Origin of the sequence: Micromonospora sp. URMC 106 (assembly GCF_051386395.1) — a bacterium.
In the GTDB taxonomy this organism is placed as follows: domain Bacteria; phylum Actinomycetota; class Actinomycetes; order Mycobacteriales; family Micromonosporaceae; genus Micromonospora.
The window spans coordinates 19,409-41,385 of record NZ_JBPQTP010000046.1 but is presented as its reverse complement, the minus strand read 5'-3'; the positions used below and the strand labels follow the sequence as shown (position 1 = coordinate 41,385).

15 protein-coding genes and 1 tRNA gene are annotated in these 21,977 nt (G+C 73.7%); 12 read left to right on the top strand and 4 right to left on the bottom strand.

Annotated elements, in window-relative coordinates; genetic code table 11:
- Window positions 1-143: 143 nt before the first annotated feature.
- The 11 genes from ACSNOB_RS16435 (at window position 144) to ACSNOB_RS16385 (ending at window position 15,081) form a co-directional block, all read left to right on the top strand.
- Complete coding sequence (locus ACSNOB_RS16435) at window positions 144-1,307, top strand: inositol-3-phosphate synthase (RefSeq protein WP_436687429.1); 1,164 nt, start codon at window positions 144-146, stop codon at window positions 1,305-1,307.
- Window positions 1,291-2,217, top strand: coding sequence for an SCO3242 family prenyltransferase (locus ACSNOB_RS16430; RefSeq protein ID WP_436687428.1), 927 nt, complete (start codon window positions 1,291-1,293; stop codon window positions 2,215-2,217). Before ACSNOB_RS16435 ends, ACSNOB_RS16430 begins: the two co-directional genes overlap by 17 nt.
- On the top strand, window positions 2,214-3,158 hold the full coding sequence (locus tag ACSNOB_RS16425) for a sugar phosphate isomerase/epimerase family protein (protein WP_436687427.1): 945 nt from the start codon (window positions 2,214-2,216) through the stop codon (window positions 3,156-3,158). Before ACSNOB_RS16430 ends, ACSNOB_RS16425 begins: the two co-directional genes overlap by 4 nt.
- Before the next feature lie 38 nt (window positions 3,159-3,196).
- Window positions 3,197-3,817, top strand: a complete 621-nt coding sequence (locus tag ACSNOB_RS16420; protein WP_436687426.1) for an EboA domain-containing protein — start codon at window positions 3,197-3,199, stop codon at window positions 3,815-3,817.
- Window positions 3,817-4,683, top strand: a complete 867-nt coding sequence (locus ACSNOB_RS16415; RefSeq protein WP_436687425.1) for a TatD family hydrolase — start codon at window positions 3,817-3,819, stop codon at window positions 4,681-4,683. The genes ACSNOB_RS16420 and ACSNOB_RS16415 overlap by 1 nt, the downstream gene beginning before the upstream one ends.
- Complete coding sequence (gene eboE, locus ACSNOB_RS16410; protein WP_436687424.1) at window positions 4,683-5,885, top strand: metabolite traffic protein EboE; 1,203 nt, start codon at window positions 4,683-4,685, stop codon at window positions 5,883-5,885. The genes ACSNOB_RS16415 and eboE overlap by 1 nt, the downstream gene beginning before the upstream one ends.
- A 55-nt stretch (window positions 5,886-5,940) precedes the next feature.
- On the top strand, window positions 5,941-7,359 hold the full coding sequence (locus tag ACSNOB_RS16405; protein WP_436687423.1) for an alkaline phosphatase family protein: 1,419 nt from the start codon (window positions 5,941-5,943) through the stop codon (window positions 7,357-7,359).
- Window positions 7,356-8,423, top strand: coding sequence for a polyprenyl synthetase family protein (locus tag ACSNOB_RS16400; protein ID WP_436687422.1), 1,068 nt, complete (start codon window positions 7,356-7,358; stop codon window positions 8,421-8,423). Before ACSNOB_RS16405 ends, ACSNOB_RS16400 begins: the two co-directional genes overlap by 4 nt.
- 298 nt (window positions 8,424-8,721) lie before the next feature.
- A complete protein-coding gene (locus tag ACSNOB_RS16395) occupies window positions 8,722-11,583 on the top strand; it encodes a PQQ-dependent sugar dehydrogenase (protein WP_436687421.1) in 2,862 nt (953 codons plus the stop codon).
- A 53-nt stretch (window positions 11,584-11,636) separates the two neighbouring features.
- Window positions 11,637-13,748, top strand: a complete 2,112-nt coding sequence (locus ACSNOB_RS16390) for a ThuA domain-containing protein (RefSeq protein WP_436687420.1) — start codon at window positions 11,637-11,639, stop codon at window positions 13,746-13,748.
- A gap of 325 nt (window positions 13,749-14,073) precedes the next feature.
- A complete protein-coding gene (locus ACSNOB_RS16385; RefSeq protein WP_436687419.1) occupies window positions 14,074-15,081 on the top strand; it encodes a sugar phosphate isomerase/epimerase family protein in 1,008 nt (335 codons plus the stop codon).
- 36 nt (window positions 15,082-15,117) lie between these two features.
- On the opposite strand, the gene ACSNOB_RS16380 is transcribed toward ACSNOB_RS16385, so the two are convergent.
- From ACSNOB_RS16380 to ACSNOB_RS16365, 4 genes are all read right to left on the bottom strand, one after another.
- Window positions 15,118-16,302, bottom strand: a complete 1,185-nt coding sequence (locus ACSNOB_RS16380) for an ROK family protein (RefSeq protein ID WP_436687418.1) — start codon at window positions 16,300-16,302, stop codon at window positions 15,118-15,120.
- A gap of 106 nt (window positions 16,303-16,408) precedes the next feature.
- On the bottom strand, window positions 16,409-17,467 hold the full coding sequence (locus ACSNOB_RS16375; protein WP_436687417.1) for a sugar phosphate isomerase/epimerase family protein: 1,059 nt from the start codon (window positions 17,465-17,467) through the stop codon (window positions 16,409-16,411).
- Window positions 17,468-17,603: 136 nt separating this feature from the next.
- On the bottom strand, window positions 17,604-20,933 hold the full coding sequence (locus ACSNOB_RS16370) for a ThuA domain-containing protein (RefSeq protein WP_436687416.1): 3,330 nt from the start codon (window positions 20,931-20,933) through the stop codon (window positions 17,604-17,606).
- 281 nt (window positions 20,934-21,214) lie between these two features.
- The gene (locus tag ACSNOB_RS16365; RefSeq protein ID WP_436687415.1) at window positions 21,215-21,592 is read right to left on the bottom strand and encodes a hypothetical protein; all 378 of its coding nucleotides are present in this window, start codon (window positions 21,590-21,592) and stop codon (window positions 21,215-21,217) included.
- Between the two features lie 270 nt (window positions 21,593-21,862).
- Here ACSNOB_RS16365 and ACSNOB_RS16360 point away from each other — a divergent pair.
- Window positions 21,863-21,935, top strand: a tRNA-Asn gene (locus ACSNOB_RS16360).
- Window positions 21,936-21,977: the final 42 nt, after the last annotated feature.

The window sequence follows — 21,977 nt, the reverse complement described above, 5'->3', positions numbered from 1 at the left end:
CGACTTCGTCGCCGGTCCGGTCGGCTCCCCCGGGGCGGCCGGCGGACGGGGCCCATCCGCACAGATCCATATCATTCCGAACAAACTTCTGATATCTATGTAACTCAATGCACGGCTGGTTCCTCCTGACGGGAAGGAGCACCATGCGTACGGGTGTCTGGCTGGTGGGGGCGCGCGGCTCGGTCGCGACCACCAGCGTCGTCGGGGCGCTCGCCCTGCGGGCCGGGCTCGCCGGCCCGACCGGTTGCGTCACCGAGCTGCCCGACCTGCGCGGGCCCGCCCTGCCGGCCTTCACCGACCTGGTCTTCGGCGGACACGACGTCGCGACCACCCCGCTGGCAAAGCGCGCCGAGGCCCTCGCCGCCGCCGGAGTGCTGCCCGCCCGGCTGGTCGCCGCCCTCACCGACGAACTGGCCGCCGTCGAGCGCGCGCTCCGCCCGGCCCCCGCCGGCGGCACCCAGGCCGACCGGGCCGCCGCGACCGTACGCGACCTCACCGAGTTCCGGAGCCGGCACCGGCTGGACCGGGTGGTCGTGGTCAACGTCTCGGCCACCGAACCGGCCGCCCGCCGGCACCCGGCGCACGCCGACCCGGACGCGTTGCCCACCGCGCTCGCCGGACCCGACGAGGTGCTGCCGCCCAGCTCGCTCTACGCGTACGCGGCGGTGCGGGCGGGCTGCCCGTACGTCGACTTCACCCCGTCCACCGGGCTGCGGCTGCCCGCCCTGGCCGCGCTGGCCGCCCAGCGCGGAATCCCGTACGCCGGGCACGACGGCAAGACCGGCGAGACCCTGGTCAAGTCGGTGCTCGCCCCGATGTTCGCGATGCGGCACCTGGCGGTGCGCTCCTGGTCGGGGGTCAACCTGCTCGGCGGCGGCGACGGCGCCACGCTGGCCGACCCGGCCGCCAACGCGGCCAAGGTGGAGAGCAAGCAGCGGGTGCTCGGCGAGACGCTCGGCTACCTGCCGCAGGGCGGCACCCGGATCGAGTACGTCGAGGCGCTGGGCGACTTCAAGACCGCCTGGGACCTGGTCACCTTCGCTGGCTTCCTCGGCACCGGGATGCGGATGGAGTTCACCTGGCACGGCTGCGACTCCGCGCTCGCCGCGCCCCTGGTGCTGGACCTGGCCCGGCTCACCGCCGCCGCGCACGCCGCCGGCCACGCCGGTCCCCTGGCCGACCTCGCCTTCTTCTTCAAGGATCCGCTCGACACGGCGACCCACTCGCTGTCCGAGCAGTGGAACCGGCTCTGCGACTTCGCCCGCCGGCTGCACGCCGGGGGAGGTGCCGATGCCCCGCGTCACTGACCTCGCGGAGCTGGTCCGGGCGCCGGCCGCGCTCTCGGTGCCCGGGGACGTCGTCGCCGGGGCCGCCGCGGCCGGGGCGCTGGGCCGGCGCACGCCCGCCCTGGCCGGCGCGTCCGTGCTGCTCTACTGGGCGGGGATGGCCGCCAACGACTGGGCCGACCGGCGACTGGACGCCGTCGAACGCCCCGAGCGGCCCATCCCCAGCGGCCGGATCGCCCCCGGGACGGCGCTCGGCCTCGCCGCCGGCCTCACCGCCGCCGGGGTCGCGGTGGCCGCCGCCGCCGGGGGCCGGCGCGCCGCCACGGTCGCGGTCCCGCTCGCCGCCGCCGTCTGGGGGTACGACCTGGCGGCGAAGAACACCGCCGCCGGACCGGCCGTGATGGCCGCCTGCCGGGGGCTGGACGTCCTCCTCGGCGCCACCGGCGGACGGGTGCTGCGGGCGCTGCCGGCGGCGGTCACCGTGGCCGCGCACACGTGGACGGTCACCGCGCTGTCCCGCCGGGAGGTCACCGGCGCCGACGCCGCGCTGCCACTGCGTACCCTCGCCGGCACCGCCCTGGTCGCCGCGAGCGCCGCCACCGCTGCGGCACGCCCGGCCCCGGCGGGTCCGCACCGCCACCCCCGCTCCACCACCCGCGTGACGCTCGGCCGCGCCAGCCGGTCGACGGCCGCCGCGCTGCCGGCGCTGCTGGCCGGCTGGTACGCGGCCCGCTACGGGGCGGCCCAGGCCCGGGTGGTGGCCGAGCCCTCCCCCGGCCGGGTGCGGGCGGCGGTGGGGGCCGGGATCACCGGCCTGCCCGCGTTGCAGGGGGCCCTGGCCGCGCGCGCCGGGGCCGGGCTGCTCGGGCTGGCGGTGGCGGCGGCCGCGCCCCTGGGCGCCCGGCTGGCCCGGAAGGTCTCCCCGACATGACCACCCCGCCGCCCTCTGTCGAGCCGGCGCGCGCGGACCCGCCGCCGCAACGTCCCGCGCCGGCGCGCCCGGACCCGCCGCCGCACCCCACGACGCCGCGGTTCGGCTACGGGACGAACGGGTTCGCCAACCACCGGCTCGACGACGCGCTCGCGGTCGTCGCCGACCTGGGCTACCAGGGCGTCGCGCTCACCCTGGACCACGACCACCTCGACCCGTTCGCGCCCGGGCTGGCCGGGCGGGTGGCCGCCGTCGCCCGCCGTCTCGGGGCGCTCGGCCTCGCCGTGGTCGTCGAGACCGGCGCGCGGTACCTGCTCGACCCCTGGCACAAGCACGCCCCGACGCTGCTGCACGACGACCCGGCGCGGCGCGTCGAGTTCCTCCGCCGGGCCGTGCGCGTCGGCGCCGACCTGGGCGCGGAGGCCGTCTCCTTCTGGGCCGGGGTACGCCCCGCCACCGTCGCGCCGGCGACCGCCTGGGACCGGCTGGTCGCCGGCTGTGCCAAGGTGGTCGACGCCGCCGACGCGGCGGGGGTGACCCTGGGCTTCGAGCCGGAGCCGGGCATGCTGGTCGAGGACATCGCCGGCTGGCGGCGGCTGCGCGGCGCGCTCGGCGACCCGGCCCGCTTCGGCATCACCCTCGACATCGGACACTGCCGCTGCCTGGAGCCGCGGCCGGTCCCCGAGTGCGTGCACGAGGTGGCTCCGCACCTGGTCAACGTGCAGATCGACGACATGCGCCGGGGCGTGCACGAGCACCTGGAGTTCGGTGCGGGGGAGATCGACTTCCCGCCGGTGCTGCGCGCCCTCACCGACGCCGGCTACCGGGGACTGGTCGCCGTGGAGCTGCCCCGGCACTCGCACGCCGCCCCCGCCGTCGCCGCCCGCTCGCTCGACTTCCTGCGCGCCGCCGCGAGGGAGGCAGCGCGACGACGACGGTGACGGCAGCCACCGGGCAGCAGCACGAGAGAGGAGACGGGATGACACCGGATTCACTGCGGGCCGCCCTGCGGGGCGTGCCCGATCCCGAATGGCTCGACGCGGCGGTGCGGGCGGTGGCGGCGGAACCGGCGGCGATCGGCCGGTTCTTCCCGGCCGCCGGCCGGCGCTGTGGCCGCCACGACCTGCCCGGGCTGCCCGGCTGGAGCGCCGACGAGGCGGCCCGGGCGCTGCTGCTGACCGCGCTGCCCACCGACCACGCCGCGCACGCCGAGGCCCGCTACCGGCACGGCGACGCCGCCGAGAAGCGGGCCGTGCTCAAGGCCCTGCCGCTGCTGCCCATCGGCGCGGCCGGGGCGCCGCTGCTGCACGACGCGATCCGCACCAACGACACCCGGCTGCTCGCCGCCGCCCTCGGCCCGTACGCCCGGCACCTCGACCCCGCCGCCTGGCGGCAGGCGGTCCTCAAGTGCGTGTTCACGGGCGTGCCGCTGGCCGTGGTGCACGACCTCGACGCCCGTGCCGACGGTGAACTCGCCGCGATGCTCGCCGGGCTGGCCGCGGAGCGGCAGGCCGCCGGCCGCGCCATGCCCGCCGACGCCGTCGCGCTGCTCGACCGGCTCACCTCCGGCTCCGCACCGATCACCGCCAGGGAGGCGTGATGCGCATCTTCGACCCGCACATCCACATGACCTCGCGGACCACGGACGACTACGAGCGGATGGCCGCCGCCGGTGTCCGCGCGGTGGTGGAGCCGGCGTTCTGGCTGGGCCAGCCCCGCACCAGCGCCGCCTCGTTCGCCGACTACTTCGACTCCCTGATCGGCTGGGAGCCGTTCCGGGCCGGGCAGTTCGGGATCCGCCACCACGCCACGGTGGCGCTCAACCCGAAGGAGGCCAACGACCCGCGCTGCCGCCCGGTGCTCGACCTGCTGCCGCGCTACCTGGACAAGGACGGTGTGGTGGCGGTCGGCGAGATCGGCTACGACTCGATGACGCCCGAGGAGGACGAGGCGTTCGCCGCCCAGCTCGCCCTGGCCGTCGCGCACGACCTGCCGGCCCTGGTGCATACCCCGCACCGGGACAAGGCCCGGGGCGTCGAGCGGAGCCTCGCCGTGGTCGCGGAGTCCGGCATCGAGCCGGGCCGGGTGGTGCTCGACCACCTCAACGAGGTGACGGTGAAGCTGGTCCGCGACACCGGTTGCTGGCTGGGCTTCTCGATCTATCCGGACACGAAGATGTCCCCGCCGCGGATGGTGGAGCTGCTGCGGGCGTACGGGACCGAGCGGATGCTGGTCAACTCGGCGGCCGACTGGGGGCGCTCGGACCCGCTGCTCACCCGGGCCACCGGGGAGGCCATGCTGCTCGCCGGCTTCTCCGACGACGACGTCGACCGGGTGCTCTGGCGCAACCCGGTCGAGTTCTACGGCCAGTCGGGACGGCTCGACCTGGCCGACCTGGACCTCGCCGAGCTGGACCCGCCGACCGGCAGCTACGCCGGCAACTCGATCCTGCGGGGCGGCAGCTGATGCGGCTGCGACACGCCGGCGGGGACACGGTCCACCTCGGCTACTGCACCAACGTGCACCCGGCCGACGACCTCGCCGGCGTCCTCCGCCAGTTGGACACGTACGCCGTGCCCGTCCGCGAGGGGCTCGGCGCGGACCTGCTCGGCCTCGGACTGTGGCTGGCCGCTCCGGTGGCCGCCGCGCTGGCCGCCGACCCCGGCACCCGTCGCCGGCTGCGCGCCGAGCTGACCGCGCGCGGGCTGGAGGTGGTCACCCTCAACGGCTTCCCGTACGCGGCCTTCCAGGCGCCGGTGGTCAAGGGCGACGTCTACCACCCGGACTGGACCACCGGCGAGCGGCTCGCGTACACGCTGGACCTGGCCCGGGTGCTGGCCGACCTGCTGCCCGACGACGCGGCCCGGGGCTCGGTCTCCACCCTGCCGCTGGCCTGGCGGCGGCCCTGGGACGCCGGCCGCGCCGACGCCGCCCGCCGCCGGCTCGACCAGCTCGCGGCCGGTCTCGCGGCCGTCGAGCGGGACACCGGCCGGCCGGTCCGGGTCGGCTTCGAGCCGGAGCCGGGCTGCGTGGTGGAGAGCACCGGGCAGGCCACCGCGCTGTTGCGCGGCGTGGACACCGAGCGGCTCGGGATCTGCCTCGACCTGGCGCACCTCGCCTGTGCCTGGGAGGAGCCGGCCGACGCGCTGCGCCGGCTGCGGGCGGCCGGCCTGCCGGTGGTGAAGGTGCAGGTGTCGGCCGCCATCGAGGCGCCGCCCGGGGCGACGACGGCGCTGCGCCCGTGGGTCGAGCCGCGCTTCCTGCACCAGACCCGCGCCGCCGGCTGCGCGGGCGCGGCCGACCCGGCCGACCCGGCCCACGCCGCCGACGACCTGGACGTCGCGCTGGACGCCCGGCTGCCCGGGCCGTGGCGGGTGCACTACCACGTGCCGCTGCACGCCCCGCCCGAACCACCGCTCGGCTCCACCCTGCCGGTGCTGCGCGCCGCGCTGGCGGCGCTCTACTCCGGGCCCGAGGCGGGCTGTGACCACCTCGACGTGGAGACGTACACCTGGGGGGTGCTGCCGGCCGCGCGGCGCCCGCGCACCGACGCGGAGCTGGCCGCCGGCATCGCCGCCGAACTGGCCTTCGCCCGCGCCGAGCTGGTCGCCCTCGGCCTGGCGCCGGCGGGCCGTCCGAGCCCGGCGGCGACGGGGGTACGGCGATGAGCGGGCGTGCGCGAGTGGGTCGTCGATCCAGCGCCGAGCGGAGCGAGGTGCCGACATGAGCCGGCGGCTGGTGGTGCTGGACGTGGTGGGGCTGACCCCGCGCCTGCTGGCGCACATGCCGAGGCTGCGCGCGGTCGCCGACGCCGGCTTCCGGGCGGAGCTGGGCACGGTGCTGCCCGCGGTGACCTGCTCGGTGCAGTCGACCTTCCTCACCGGGGCGCTCCCGGCCGGGCACGGCATCGTCGGCAACGGCTGGTACTTCCGCGACCTCGGCGAGGTGCTGCTCTGGCGGCAGCACCACGCCCTCGTCGGCGGCGAGCGGCTCTGGCAGGCCGCCCGCCGGGCCGAGCCGGGCTACACCGTCGCCAACGTCTGCTGGTGGTACGCGATGGGCGCGGACGTGGACTGGACGGTCACCCCGCGCCCCGTCTACCACGCCGACGGGCGCAAGGAGCCGGACTGCTACACCGACCCACCGGCGCTGCACGACGCGCTCACCGACCGGCTGGGCACCTTCCCGCTGTTCAGCTACTGGGGGCCGGGCGCCGGGTTGGCGTCGTCGGCGTGGATCTGCCGGGCCGCCGAGCGGATCCTCGCCGAGCAGTCCCCGGACCTGACCCTCGTCTACGTGCCGCACCTCGACTACGACCTGCAACGCTTCGGCGCCTCGTCGCCCCGGGCCGCCGCGGCGGCGGCCGAGCTGGACGGGGTGCTCGGGCCGCTGTTGGACGCCGCCCGGGCACGGGACGCGACCGTGGTGGTCCTCTCCGAGTACGGCATCACCGACGTCTCCCGCCCGGTCGACGTCAACCGGCTGCTGCGCGCCGAGGGGCTGCTGCGGGTGCACACCCAGGCCGGGATGGAGTACCTCGACCCGTGGACCTCGCGGGCCTTCGCGGTGGCCGACCACCAGGTCGCGCACGTCTACGTGCGCGACCCGGCCGACGTGCCGGCGGTGGCGAAGCTCTGCGCCGGGCTGCCCGGGGTGGCCGAGGTGCTCGACGGCGACGGCAAGGCCGCGCACGGGCTGGACCACCCGCGCGCCGGTGAGCTGGTGCTGGTGGCCGAGCCGGACGCCTGGTTCACCTACTACTACTGGCTCGACGACGCCCGGGCGCCGGACTTCGCCCGGCTCGTGGAGATCCATCGCAAGCCGGGCTACGACCCGGCCGAGCTGTTCTTCGACCCGGCCGCCCCGGGCGCGGCGAAGCGGCGGGCCGCCGTGGCGCTGGCCCGCAAGAAGCTCGGGATGCGCTACCTGATGAGCGTGGTCGGGCTGGACGCCGGCGCCCGGGCGGTGCGCGGGTCGCACGGGCGCCTGCCGGCCGACCCGGCCGACGGGCCGGTGCTGCTCTGCTCCGACCCGTCCGCCGTCCGGGACCGGGTCGCCGCGACGGAGGTGAAGGCCCTGCTGCTGGAGCTGGCGGGGCTGGCCCCGCCGCCGGCGGCCGGGCGACCGGGGGCGGCGTCGTGACCGTCACCGTCGCGCCGACCGACGTGAGCGGGTTGCGGGCCCGCATCGACGCCGAGTTGGCGGCCTTCCTCGACCGGCAGGACCCGCAGTGGCCGGACGGCGCGCCCCGGGGCGTTTTCACCGCGCTGCACCGCTTCGTGCTGGCCGGCGGCAAGCGGCTGCGCCCGCTCTTCTGCTACTGGGGGTGGCGGGCCGCCGGCGGCGTCGACGGCACCCCGATCGTGGTCGCCGCCGCCGCGCTGGAGCTGTTCCACGCGTTCGCGCTGATCCACGACGACATCCTCGACCGCAGCGACCGCCGCCGGGGCGAGCCGTCGGTGCACCGGCTCTTCGCCGACCTGCACGCCCGCTCGTCCTGGCGCGGCGACCCGGAGGCGTACGGGCGCAACACCGCGCTGCTCTGCGGCGACCTCTGCGCGGCCTGGTCGGACCAGATGTTCCACGAGTGCGGGCTGAGCGCCGAGCGGGTGCACCGGGGGTACGCGGTCTTCGCCCTGATGCGCACCGAGGTGATCGCGGGGGAGTACCTGGACCTGGTCTCCGGGGTGGGCGACGGCTCGGTGGCCAGCGCGCTGACCGTGATCCGGATGAAGGCGGCCCGCTACACGGTCACCCGGCCGTTGCAGATCGGGGCGACGCTGGCCGGGGCGGGCCCGGGGCTCGTCGACGCGCTGGCCGAGTTCGGTGACCCGCTGGGCGACGCGTTCCAGCTCCGCGACGACGTGCTGGGGGTCTTCGGCGATCCGGCGGTCACCGGCAAGTCGGTCCTGGACGACCTGCGGGAGGGCAAGCCGACGGTGATGATGGCGCTGACCCGCGCCGCCGCCGACCGGGCGCAGGCCGCCAGGCTGCGGGAGCTGTTCGGCAACCCGGCGCTGGACGCCGACGGGGCGGCCGAGCTGCGGGGCATCATCGAGCGCACCGGCGCCCGCGCGCGGATCGAACAGATGATCCGGGTACGCGCCGACGCCGCCCTGACAGCCCTGGCGGACGCCCCCGTGACGCCCGAGGCCCGGGCCGCCCTCGCCGCCCTCGCCGCCCAGGCTGTCGACCGTCCGCTCTGAGCGGCGCCCACGAGGGGCTTTTGGCGAGATCGACGAAAGTTCGGGTCACGTAGGCGGAAGGTATAGACACATCGATGAACGCCATTTAATGTCGTGCCATCGAAGTTGTTTCGTCGAGGTGAACCGGCGGCGCGGGAACCCATCGACTGGTGACCTCCGAGCGGTGGCCTCCATCCCTCGCAGGTCGCGGCCGGCCGGGGACGGCACCCGGCGGGCCGATCGCATCCCCGCTACGGCACCCGGCGCGACGGCGCGCGCCCGCCCTGGCAGTCACTCGTCAGGAAGGGACGGCACAACGATGTCCACGAAGGACGCCCCCACCCACCGGGCCAGACGGCGGTTCTCCGCCGGCTCGGCGCTGCTGCTGGTCGCCACCGCCGGCACGGTCGCCCTCGGCGCCGGCCCGGCCGCGCTCGGCGGCCCCACCCCCGCCCAGGCCCACCCCATCGTCGGCACCGACTTCCAGCAGGTCACCCTCGCCAAGGGCGTCGCCGAGGTCGGCGAGCCCATGACGATCGCGGTGCTGCCGGACCGGTCGGTGCTGCACACCGCCCGCAACGGCACCGTCCGGCGTACGGACTCCGCCGGCACCACCTCCGTGATCGGCACGCTACCGGTCTACACGCACGACGAGGAGGGCTTGCAGGGCGTCGGGGTCGACCCCAACTTCGCCACCAACCGGCACGTCTACCTCTACTACGCGCCGCCACTCGCCACCCCGGCGGGCGACGCGCCGGCGACCGGCAGCGACTTCTCGGCCTGGCAGGGCGTCAACCGGCTATCCCGGTTCACCCTCAACGCCGACTTCACCATCAACACCGGCAGCAGGGTCGACATCCTCGACGTGCCCGCCGACCGGGGCATGTGCTGCCACGTCGGCGGCGACATCGACTTCGACGCCGCCGGCAACCTCTACCTCTCCACCGGCGACGACACCAACCCGTTCGACTCGGCCGGGTACGCCCCGATCGACGAGCGCACCAACCGCAACCCCGCGTACGACGCGCAGCGCAGCGCGGCCAACACCAACGACCTGCGCGGCAAGATCCTGCGGATCAAGGTGAACGCCAACGGCACGTACTCGATCCCGGCCGGGAACATGTTCGTCGACTCGGACCCGAAGACCCGCCCCGAGATCTACGCGATGGGCTTCCGCAACCCGTTCCGGATGAGCGTCGACCGGGCCACCGGCATCGTCTACGTCGGCGACTACGGCCCGGACGCCGGCACCACCAGCGCCCGCGGCCCCAGCGGCCAGGTCGAGTTCAACCGGGTCACCGGCCCCGGCAACTACGGCTGGCCGTACTGCACCGGCACCAACACCGCCACCGAGACGTACGCCGAGTGGGACTTCGCCGCCGGCACCGCCGGTGCGAAGTACAACTGCGCCGGCGGGCCGACCAACAACTCGTTCCGCAACACCGGCCTGACCACCCTGCCGGGGGCGAAGCCGGCCTGGATCCGGTACGCCGGCGACGCCGGCAGCCCGCCCGAGTTCGGCGGCGGCTCCGAGTCGCCGATGGCCGGCCCCGTCTACCGCTACGACGCCGCGCTGAACTCCACCACCAAGTTCCCGCAGTCCTTCGACGGGCAGTTCTTCGCCGGGGAACTCGGCCGGGGCTGGGTCAAGCCGATCCACCTCACCGCCGACGGCTCGCCGGGTGGCATCGACACGTTCCCGTGGAACGGCAAGCAGGTCATGGACATGGCGTTCGGGCCGGAGGGGGCGCTCTACGTCCTCGACTACGGCACCGGCTACTTCAACGGCGACGCCAACTCGGCGCTCTACCGCTACGACCACATCGCCGGCGGCAACCGCGCGCCGACCGCCGTCGCCGCGGCTGACAAGACCTCCGGCGCGGCCCCGCTGACCGTGAACTTCTCCTCGGCCGGGTCGACCGACCCGGAGGGCGGCGCGCTGACGTACTCCTGGAACTTCGGCGACGGCACCACCTCGACGGCGGCGAACCCGAGCAAGACGTACACCGCCAACGGCACCTACCAGGTGACGCTGACCGTCCGCGACCCGCAGGGCGCCACCGGCACGGCGAACGTGCAGATCGGGGTCGGCAACACCGCCCCCACGGTCACCATCACCAGCCCGGCCAACGGCCAGCTGTTCAGCTACGGCGACACCGTGCCGTTCAGCATCACGGTGACGGACCCGGAGGACGGCGCCATCGACTGCACCAAGGTCAAGATGACCTACGTGCTGGGCCACGACAGCCACGGCCACCAGATCACCTCGAAGACCGGCTGCTCGGGCTCGATCACCATCCCCGTCGACGGCGAGCACGACGACGCGGCGAACATCTTCGCCATCTTCGACGCCGAGTACACCGACGCGGGCGGGCTGACCACCCACAAGCAGCACACCCTCCAGCCGCGCAAGCGGCAGGCGGAGCACTTCAAGACCTCCTCCGGCGTCGGGACCTTCGACAAGGCCACCGCCGAGGGCGGCAAGACGGTCGGCGACATCAACAACGGCGACTGGATCGCGTTCGAGCCGTACCGGCTCACCGACGCGACCTCGTTCAGCGCGCGGGTCTCCTCGGCCGGCTCCGGCGGCACCCTGCAGGTGCGGGCCGGCTCGGCCACCGGCACCGTGCTCGGCTCCGCGACCGTCCCGGTCACCGGAGCCTGGGACACGTTCACCACGGTCAGCGGCAGCATCGCCGGGGCGCCGGCCGGCACCACCACGCTCTACCTGACCTTCGCCGGCTCCGGCACCGGCGCGCTCTACGACGTGGACTCGTTCACTTTCGCCACCAGCGCGGTGCGGACCGGCCCGGTCGTCGGGCTGGGCGGCAAGTGCCTGGACGTGCGCAACGCCGCCACGGCCGACGGCACCCAGATCCAGATCTACGGCTGTAACGGCAGCGCGGCGCAGACCTGGACGGTGACGCCGAACTCGACGGTCAGGGCGTTGGGCAAGTGTCTGGACGTCTCCGGTGGCGGCTCGGCCGACGGTACGAAGATCCAGTTGTGGACGTGCAACGGTACGGGCGCGCAGAACTGGTCGGCGCAGCCGGACGGGACGGTGAGGAACCCCCAGTCGGGCAAGTGCCTGGACGTCTCGGGCAACAACCCGGCCGACGGCCAGGCCGTGCACCTGTGGGCCTGCCACACAGGCGCCAACCAGAAGTGGACCCTGCCCTGACCTGACGGGGAGGGGCCGAGGCGCCCCTCCCCACCCCGGCATTGGAGAGCGACATGCGCAGACTCCTCCGACCCGTCCTCGGCGCGGCCACCGCCGTCCTCGCCGTCCTCGCCTGCACCACCCCGGCCACCCCCGCCAGCGCCGCCGACGCCCCGTACGACGTGCTGGTCTTCTCGAAGACCGCCGGCTTCCGGCACGACTCCATCGCGGTCGGCACCCAGGCCATCCGCGACCTCGGCGCGGCGAACAACTTCACCGTCACCGCCACCGAGGACGCCGCCCAGTTCACCACCGCCAACCTGGCCCGGTACGAGGCGGTCGTCTTCCTGAACACCACCGGCGACGTGCTCGACGCCGCCCAGCAGGGCGCCTTCGAGTCGTACATCGGCTCCGGCGGTGGCTTCGTCGGCGTGCACGCCGCCGCCGACACCGAGTACGGCTGGTCCTTCTACGGCAACCTGGTCGGGGCGTACTTCGCCTCGCACCCGCACATCCAGCAGGCCAACGTGAAGGTGGAGCACCGGGGGCACGCGGCCACCGCGCACCTGCCGCAGACCTGGACCCGCACCGACGAGTGGTACAACTACCAGACCAACGCCCGCTCCACCGCCCGGGTGCTGGCCACCCTCGACGAGTCGTCGTACTCGGGCGGCTCGATGGGCGCCGACCACCCGCACTCGTGGTGCAAGACCCACAGCGGCGGCCGGGCCTTCTACACCGGCGGCGGGCACACCCAGGCGTCGTACGCCGAGCCGGCCTTCCGGGCGCACCTGCTCGGCGGCATCCGTTACGCGGCCGGCCGCAGCAAGGCCGACTGCCGGCCGGAGACCGGCTACACCACCCTCTACAACGGCTCGACCACCGGCTGGTCGCAGGCCGGCCCGGGCAGCTTCAGCAACGCCGACGCCACCCTGACCTCGGTCGGCGGGATGGGCCTGTACTGGTACAGCGCCAAGCAGTTCACCAACTACTCGCTCAAGCTGGACTGGCGGCTCGCCGGCGACGACAACTCCGGGGTCTTCATCGGTTTCCCGGCCTCCAGCGACCCCTGGTCGGCGGTGAACAACGGCTACGAGGTGCAGATCGACGCCACCGACGCGGCCGACCGCACCACCGGCGCGGTCTACACCTTCAAGTCCGCCGACCTCGCCGCCCGCGACGCCGCGCTCAACCCGCCGGGGGAGTGGAACACCTACGAGCTGCTCGTCGAGGGCGAGCGGCTCCAGGTCTTCCTGAACGGGGTGAAGATCAACGACTTCACCAACACCGACCCGGCCCGCTCGCTCGCCGGACACGTCGGACTCCAGAACCACGGCACCGGCGACGACGCGTCGTTCCGCAACATCCGGATCAAGGAACTCGGCGTCACCCCGCCGGGCGGGAACACCACCGTCCAGGCGGAGGCGTTCAGCTCGGGCAGCGGGGTCACCCCGTTCGCCAAGGCGGGCGCGAACGGCGGCCAGACCCTCGGCTACATCGACCCGGGCGACTGGGCCGCGTACGACGGGGTGGACCTGACCGGCGTGACGTCGTTCCGGGCGCGGGTCGTCTCCGGCGGCTCCGGCGGCACCATCCAGGTGCGTACGGGCTCCACCACCGGCGCCGTGCTCGGCTCCGTCGCGGTGCCGAACACCGGGAGCTGGACCACCTTCGCCGACGTCACCACCACCCTCGCCGGAGTGCCGACCGGCACCCGGAACCTCTACCTGACCTTCACCGGGTCGGGCTCGGGGCTCTTCGACGTGGACGACTTCACCCTGGTGAGGTCCAGTGGCGGCGGCACCGGCACCGGCCCGATCAAGGGTCTGGGCGGCAAGTGCCTGGACGTGCGCAACGCCGCCACGGCCGACGGCACCCAGATCCAGATCAACACCTGTAACGGCAGCGCGGCGCAGACCTGGACGGTGACGCCGAACTCGACGGTCAGGGCGTTGGGCAAGTGCCTGGACGTCTCCGGTGGCGGCTCGGCCGACGGTACGAAGATCCAGTTGTGGACGTGCAACGGTACGGGCGCGCAGAACTGGTCAGCGCAGCCGGACGGGACGGTGAGGAACCCCCAGTCGGGCAAGTGCCTGGACGTCTCGGGCAACAACCCGGCCGACGGCCAGGCCGTGCACCTGTGGACCTGCCACACCGGCGCCAACCAGAAGTGGACCCTGCCCTGACCCCCGGCTCCACCCTCCCGATCCTCCCCGCGATCGTGCAGTTCGTGCCCCGGCATCCCGGACGAAGGCCGTGAACCGGGGGCGGAGAGTGCAAGATCGCGGGGAGCGGGGCGGAGGGGTTTCGTGGGGGGCCCGGCGGTTTTAGAGTGGGGGCGGCGACCGTGGCGGTTGCCGGTGACCGGCGGGAGGCGCAACCCGGCGGTTCCAGGTGCGCGCGCACCCGCCGGTGTCCCGCCGTGGCCCGCCGCGCACCGGCCCGCCCGGTCACCCTCGCCCCGGCCCCGCACATCCACCGGAATCCCCATCACCACAGGGGAGAAGCACCATGGCGCGACCCATCACGCTCTTCACCGGCCAGTGGGCCGACCTTCCGTTCGACGAGGTCTGCCGGCTCGCCTCCGAGTGGGGCTACGACGGGCTGGAGATCGCCTGCTGGGGCGACCACTTCGAGGTCGACAAGGCCCTCGCCGACGACTCGTACGTCGACCGCAAGCGGGAGACCCTGGCCAAGCACAACCTGAAGGTCTACGCGATCTCCAACCACCTGGTCGGCCAGGCCGTCTGCGACCACCCGATCGACGAGCGGCACCAGGGCATCCTGCCCGCCCGGATCTGGGGCGACGGCGAGCCCGAGGGGGTGCGCCGCCGGGCCGCCGAGGAGATCAAGGACACCGCCCGGGCGGCGGCGAAACTGGGCGTCGACACCGTCGTCGGCTTCACCGGGTCCTCGATCTGGCACACCCTGGCGATGTTCCCGCCGGTGCCGCCGTCGATGATCGAGCGGGGCTACCAGGACTTCGCCGACCGGTGGAACCCGATCCTCGACGTCTTCGACGAGATGGGGGTGCGCTTCGCCCACGAGGTGCACCCGAGCGAGATCGCGTACGACTACTGGACGACGAAGCGGACGCTGGAGGCGGTCGGGCACCGGCCCGCGTTCGGGCTGAACTGGGACCCGTCGCACTTCGTCTGGCAGGAACTGGACCCGGTGAACTTCATCTTCGACTTCGCCGACCGGATCTACCACGTCGACTGCAAGGACGCGAAGGTGCGCACCGGGGACGGGCGGCGGGGCCGGCTCGCCTCGCACCTGCCGTGGGCGGACATGCGGCGCGGCTGGGACTTCGTCTCCACCGGGCACGGCGACGTGCCCTGGGAGGACTGCTTCCGGGCGTTGAACGCGATCGGCTACGCCGGCCCGATCTCGATCGAGTGGGAGGACGCCGGCATGGACCGTCTCGTCGGCGCCCCGGAGGCGTTGCAGTTCGTCCGCCGGCTCGCCTTCGACGCCCCGGCCGCGGCCTTCGACGCCGCGTTCAGCAGCAAGGACTGAGGCCCGCACCGGGGGCCGGCCGCCGGTCGGCCCCCGTCAGCCGGCCGCGAAGACGTGCTCGCTGACCAGCCGCGCCGCGCCCACCACGCCGGCGCGGTCGTCGAGGTCCGACAGCACGATCGGCATGGTGCCGGTGGCCAGCGGCGCGGATCGGCGGTAGACCACACCGCGGATCTCGGCCAGCAGCGTGTGGCCCAGCCCGGCCGGGGCGCCCCCGATGATGACGATGCCCGGGTTGAAGAAGCTCACCAGGCCGACCAGCACCTGACCCAGGCGGCGGGCCGCCTCCCGGGCCAGGGCCTGCACGGCGGCGTCGCCCGCGCCCGCCGCCGCGGCGACGTCGGCCACGGTGAGGGCGCCGGCCTCGGCCAGCCGGCCCGCCAGCGCCGTCGACCGGCCCGCGCGCGCCGCGACGAGCGCCGCGCCGACCAGCCCGCTGTCGCCGCAGTACGCCTCCAGGCAGCCGGTCTCGCCGCAGACGCAGCTCGGCCCGTCCTCGGTGAGCGGCAGGTGGGCGATGTCGCCGGCGCTGCTCGTCGCGCCCCGGTAGGGCGCGCCGCCGAGCACCAGCCCGCAGCCGATCGCGCTGCCGAGCTTGACGTAGAGGAAGTCGTCGAAGGTGCGCCCGATCCCGGCGTGCTTCTCGCCGAGCGCCATCACGTTCGCGTCGTTGTCGACCAGGGTGGGGCAGCCCAGCTCGGCGGCGAACGCCTCGCGCACCGGGTACCGGTGCCAGCCCGGCATGGCCGCCGGCGAGACCGGGATGCCCTCGGGGAAGTCGACCGGCCCCGGCAGGCCCACGCCGACCCCGGTGAGCTGGGCCAGGCCCAGCTCGGCCTGGAGCTTCCCGACCAGCTCGACGGCCCGGCCGAGCACCGGCTCCGGCCCGAGCCGGACGTCGATCGGCTCGTGGACCTCGGCCAGCACGCTCAACTCGCCGTCGGTCACCGTGACGGTGATCCGGTCCGTGCCGACGACGACGCCGGCGAAGCGCAGGCCGCCGGCGACGCGCAGCAGCGAGGACCGCCGGCCCCCGCGCGACGCCGCCGGGCCGGCGTTCTCGACCAGGCCCCGCTCGACCAGCCGGTCCACCTCCGCGGCCAGCTTCGACCGGGACAGACCCACCGCGTCGCCCAGTTCCACGCGCGAGCGGGGGCCGTCGTCGCGCAGCAGCCGGACGAGCCGCGCCTGGTACGCGTTCTCAGGCCGGACGAGGACCATCGCCACCACCTCCCGGCCCGAGTCTTCCACGGCGCTGTTACCGCCGTGTGGCGCGAGGGGGCCGCGCCGGTCGTCCCGGCGCGGCCCCCGGCGCGTGCCGGGTCCGTCAGCCCCGCAGACCCGACATGTGCTGGAAACTGATCTCCGCGTACCGCAGGGAGCGGCCGGGGTCGGCGGCGCCGCCCGGCGCGTTGTCCTGCTCCCACATCGGGTTGTGGTAGCCCTTCGCACCCATGTTGGCGAAGAACCCGCCGTAGTCGATGTCGCCCTGGCCGAGCGGCACCATCTCGTACCCCGCGCTGCTGGCCGGGTTGAACGCGCCGTCCTTGGCGTGGAACAGCGGGAAGCGGATCGGCTGGGCCGCCACCGTCGCCAGCGGGTCGAAGACGTCGGTCCGCGTCACGCCGTCCGGGTCGGTGTAGCTGCGGAACCGGTGCCGGGCCACGTGCGCCCAGTAGATGTCCATCTCGAACCACACGTACGCCGGGTCGGTGAGCCCGATGAAGTACTCCAGCTTCCGGACCCCGGAGGACCGGGTCGGCCGGCCCAGGGCGTCCAGCGGGCCGCTGTCGAGCAGGAAGTTGTACGCCGCGTCGTGGTTGTGCGTGTACAGCTTCAGTCCGCGGGCGGCGGCCAGCTCGCCCAGGGTGTTCCACCGCTCGGCGGCGGCGTCCCAGTCGGCCTTGTAGTTGCTGCCGGTCGGGTCGCTGCCGGTGCCGATGTGCGTCATGCCCAGCGTCTCGGCGACGTCGAGCTGCTGCTCGAACGCGGCCAGGGTGGTGGGGTTGAGGACGCTCGGGATGGAGGTGTGCGAGCCGTTGGCCCGCAGCCCGTTGTCGTCCAGGATCTTGCGGATCTCCGCGGCGGTGATCTGCCGGCCGAGGATGGAGGTGTGCTGGTTGTAGCCGGCGAACTCCACCTCCTTGTAGCCGATCTCGGCGAGCCGCGCGAGCACCCGCTCGAAGCCGTACGGCACTCCGCTGGTGTCCGGGGCGGCGCCGATCCGGTCCCGGACGCTGTAGAGGATGATGCCGCGCTTGCCGGCCGGGACGAGCAGGCCGTTGCCGTTGCCGTTGGCGCCGGCGGCGGTCGCGAGTCCGGTGGCGCCGACGGCCGCCGCGCCGGCGACGCCGGCGAGGGCGCCGAGCATGCGGCGACGGCTCATTGCGTGCTGACTGTCGTTCATGTGCTGCTGCCTCTCGGTGCGGTGGGTGGTGGATCCGGTGCCGGGCCACCGGCGGTGGCCCGGCACCGGCGGATCCGCCGTGGCCGGCCGCCGCGCGGCGGCCGACCACGGGCGGCTAGGGCGCGACGCCGATGCCCTGGCCGGCGAACTCGATCCAGTTGAGGTTGCCGAAGCCGCTGGCCGGGCCGCCGGGAACGGTGGCGAAGACCAGGTAGAGCCGGTGGCTGCCGCCCGGGTCGGTGATCGGCACGGTGGTGCTGGTGAAGGCGTTGTTGCCGCTGGTCGCGTTGACCGTCGCGGTGGTCAGCAGCGGGCCGGTGGGCGAGTCCAGCCGCAACTGGACGGCGAAGCGGGGCTGCCCGGCGGTCGCCGCGCTGCCGCCGGAGGTGCGCAGGGTGACCGACTGCATGTTCCGCAGGTTCACCGTGTTGTTCACCGCGATCCAGTCGCCCGGGTCGAGGCTGCCGCGCTGCTGCCCGCCCCCGGTGTCGGCGCTGGTGCCCACGGTGGTGCCGGACTGGTCGGCGGCGAACTCGACCTCCTGTCGCTTGGCCTGGATGATCTGCTGGTCCACCGTGGTCAGCGCCGGTTGCCCGTTCGCGCCGCGGTCGGTGTAGGAGGCGCTGACCACCCCGTAGATGTAGCCGCCGTGGGAGGCGTCGTCGGCCTCGGTGGGCAGCACGCCGGAGCAGCCGAACTGGTTGGCCTCGCCGTGGCCGTGCTGGTCGTGACCGAGCACGAAGGTCACCTCGACCTTGGCGCAGTCCACCGGCCCGTCCTCGGGGTCGGTGACGGTCACCGACCACGGGATGCCGTCGCCCCAGTCGAAGAAGCCGCCCTCGATCGGGGTCTGGACGGTGACGGTCGGCGCGGTGTTGCCCACCGTGATCGTGGTGTTGGCCGACGCGCTCTTGCCGCTGGAGTCGGTCACCGTCAGGCGCGCGGTGTACACCCCGTTGGCGGTGTACGTGTGCGTCGGGTTCGGGTCGACGGAGTCGGTCGTGCCGTTGCCGTCGAAGTCCCAGGCGAACGAGATGGAGTCCGCCGGGTCGGGGTCCTTCGAGCCCTCGCTGGAGAAGGCGACGGTCAGCGGCGCCCTCCCGTTGGTCGGGGTCGCCGTCAGCACCGCGTTCGGCGCCCGCAGGCCCTTGACGTAGCTGAACCTGAGCATCGCCGCGTCCGGGTTGACGTTGAAGAACCCGTCGCCGTACGTCAGCAGGTAGAAGTTGCCGTCGGGGCCCCACTTCATGTCCATCGGGTTGTCGCAGAGGAACGGCTTCGCGGGCGTGGTCGGCGCCTGCCCGCAGTTCAGCACGTTGTTGATCTTCAGGATGTCGCCCTGGCCGTCGAGCCGGACCTCCTTGAGCGTGTCCCGGGTGAACTCGCCGAAGAAGATCGCGTCGTCGAAGTACGCGGGGAACTTCGTCTCCGACCTCAGCTCCGGGTCGAAGTCGTACTTCGCCGCGCCGTGCGGCCCGACGCCGCCGGTGCCGAGTTCGGGGAAGAGCACCGGGCAGGTCTGCGTCGGGGTGGACAGGTAGGACTCCGGGCACGGCGTCGGCGCCTGGAACGAGTACCAGAGCTCGGACTTCTCCACCGCCGGCAGCTCGGTCAGGCCGGTGTTGTGCCGCGAGGTGTTCCGCGGCGCCGCGCAGTCGAAGGGCGCGACCGGGGAGATCGGGCTGGTGGTCCAGTTCATCTCGATGTACGGCAGGTTCGGCTGCACGCACATCGGCCAGCCGTAGTTCGCCGGCTTGTCGACCACCATCATTCGTCCGGTGCCCGCCGGCCCCCGGCCGACCGCCGCGGTCGAGGAGTCGGGGGAGTAGTCGGTGACGTAGGCGACGTCGTCGGCGTCGAGGGTGATCCGGAACGGGTTCCGCAGGCCCATCGCGTAGATTTCCGGCCGGGTCCGGTCGCCGGTGTCCTGCGCCTCCGGGAAGAGGTTGCCCTCCGGCACCGTGTAGCTGCCGTCCGGTCGCACCGAGATGCGCAGCACCTTGCCGCGCAGGTCGTTGGTGTTGGCGGAGCTGCGCCGGGCGTCCACGAAGGGCGCCTGGTACACGCCGGTGGCGCTCACCGAGTCGTTGTGCGGCGAGAAGCCGCCGGACCCGCCGCCGCCGGCCGGGGTGTCGTCGCCGGTGACCAACCAGAGGTTGTTCTTCGAGTCGAAGGCGATGTCGCCGGCCACGTGGCAGCAGGCGCCCCGGTCGACCGGCACCTGGAGGATCTTCTGCTCCGAGGCCAGGTCCAGCGAGGGCGTCTCGCCGTCGACGAACTTGTACCGGGAGAGCTGGAAGTACCCCTTCCACCGGTCCCAGGCCGCCGGGTCGGTGCTGGTGGTCGGCGCGCCTCCGGTGGGGGTGTCCAGCGGGGGCGCGTAGAAGAGGTAGACCCACCGGTTGGTGGCGAACTCCCGGTCGATCGCGGGGCCGTACATGCCGTCCTCGCTGTGGGTGTAGACCGGGATCTGGGCCAGCACGGTGGTCTCGTTGCTCTCCGGGTCGTGCAGGCGTACGCCGCCGCGACGGTCGGTCTGGATCACCCGGCCGTCGGGCAGCACGTCGAAGCCGATCGGCTCGTTGACGTTCGGCTGCGCCCCGATGACCTCCATCTGGTAGTTGGCCAGCACGGTGGCGCCGCAGTCGCCGGTGGTCACGCCGGCCGCCCACTGGATGGCGCCGCCGAGGTGCGCCCGCAGGTCGGTGCTGCCGTAGCTCTCCGGCGTCGCGCCGAGTCCGGTGTAGAAGGACCGGCCGCCCTGGTGGTCCTTGCACCAGGTGACCGGGTGGTCGAAGCCCATCGACCCGCCGGCGTACGTCTTCTCGTCGACGGTGGCCAGGACGTGCGAGACGCCCCGGACGTTGGCCGCGAAGTTGTACCAGCGGTCGGTGTGCGTCCAGCGCTCCGGCAGCGTCGCCGAGGCCGGGTGCACCCGGTCGGCGACGGTGATCGTGGCCTGGGCCGGCGCCGACGCGGCGCCCACGGCGCGGGTGCCGAGCACGTTGTCCAGGAAGGACCAGCCGGGCTCCGCCTCGATCGCGGAGTGGACGCCGACGAAGCCGCCGCCGTCGCGGTAGTACCGCTCGAACGCGGCCTGCTGGCCGTCGGTGAGGACGTCGCCGGAGGTGTTCAGGAACACCACGGCGCGGAACTGCTTGAGGTGCGCCTCGTCGAACTTGCGGGCGTCGTCGGTGACCTCGACGGTGAAGCGTCGGTCGTTGCCGAGCTGCCGGATCGCGTCGACGCCGGCGGCGGTGGCGGTGTGGCTGCCACCGGCGGACCGGGTGAAGACGAGGACCTTGTACTCGATGCCGTTGCTGGTCGGTGCCGGTGCGGCGAGCGCCGGTGCCGGCTGTTGTTGGGCCGTCGCGACGAGCGTCGCGCCGACGAGGGTGAGAAGGCTGAGGTAGGTGGCGGCCCTTCGGCCGATCGGTCTGCGCATCGAACCTCGCTCTGGTCGGGCGGGTCCGCCTCAGCGCCGGGACGTCGCTGAGGAGGTCGCGGGGAGTACCAAGAGCCTGGCCAGGTTCTACGCGAGACGATATTTGCGCCTCGGAGCAAAGAGAAGAGGTTGGCGGCAGAAGTTTTGGCGGGATCGGGCGAACTTTCGTTCCAACGCGGCGAAAGTGGCGACCGGGCGGGCCGCGGTGTGGTCGTGATGCCCTGCGGACGCACGCAGACGGGCCGGCCGCCAGGTGGCGACCGGCCCGCTCGAAGGTGCGATCAGAGGGTGCTGGCGTTCGTGCCCGAGCTGGACGGCTTGTTGCGGGGCGTGGTGGTGGCCGACGACGACCCGGTGCTCGTCTTCGCCCCCACCGTGGCCGGGGTGCCGGCGAACGCGTCGTCGGCGGCGGTCAGCTCCTGCTTGTTGCCGTTGGTGCCCAGCTTCTCGCCCAGCTTCGACTGGCCGAGCTTGTCCTTGCCCTCGCTGTAGAGGCGGGTCGCCTGGGCCTGCGCGACACCGGCCGCCTCCTGGACGGTCGGGTGGTCGAGCACCTTGCGGCCCCGGATCACCAGCTCCTCGTACTTCTCCCGACCGGCACGGGCGCCCAGGACGAATCCCGCAGCCAGCCCGCCAAGAAACATGATCTTTCCGCGCATGGCGGCTCCTTCCGTACCTGACGCGCCGTCGTCCGGCGGCTTACCCCGCCGGTGGCGACCAAATCGCGCCTGTGTCCTCTGTCCGCAGCTAACTACCCATCCTGCTCTCCGCTCATGCCTCCTTGTGCCGTGATGACGATTTGTCTGGTTTATTGTCGTGTCGACGGGGCACGGGTCGCAGGGGTAACCCCCTGGACCACGACCCCCCTGAGTCCTGTACTCTTGTCCCCGTCGCACGGCGCGGAGAGATCCGCACCGGACGCACAGCGGTCCCCCGTAGCTCAATTGGCAGAGCAGCCGGCTGTTAACCGGCAGGTTTTTGGTTCGAGTCCAAACGGGGGAGCTTCCACACCTGACGCCCGTCGGCCCCGCCGGCGGGCGTTCG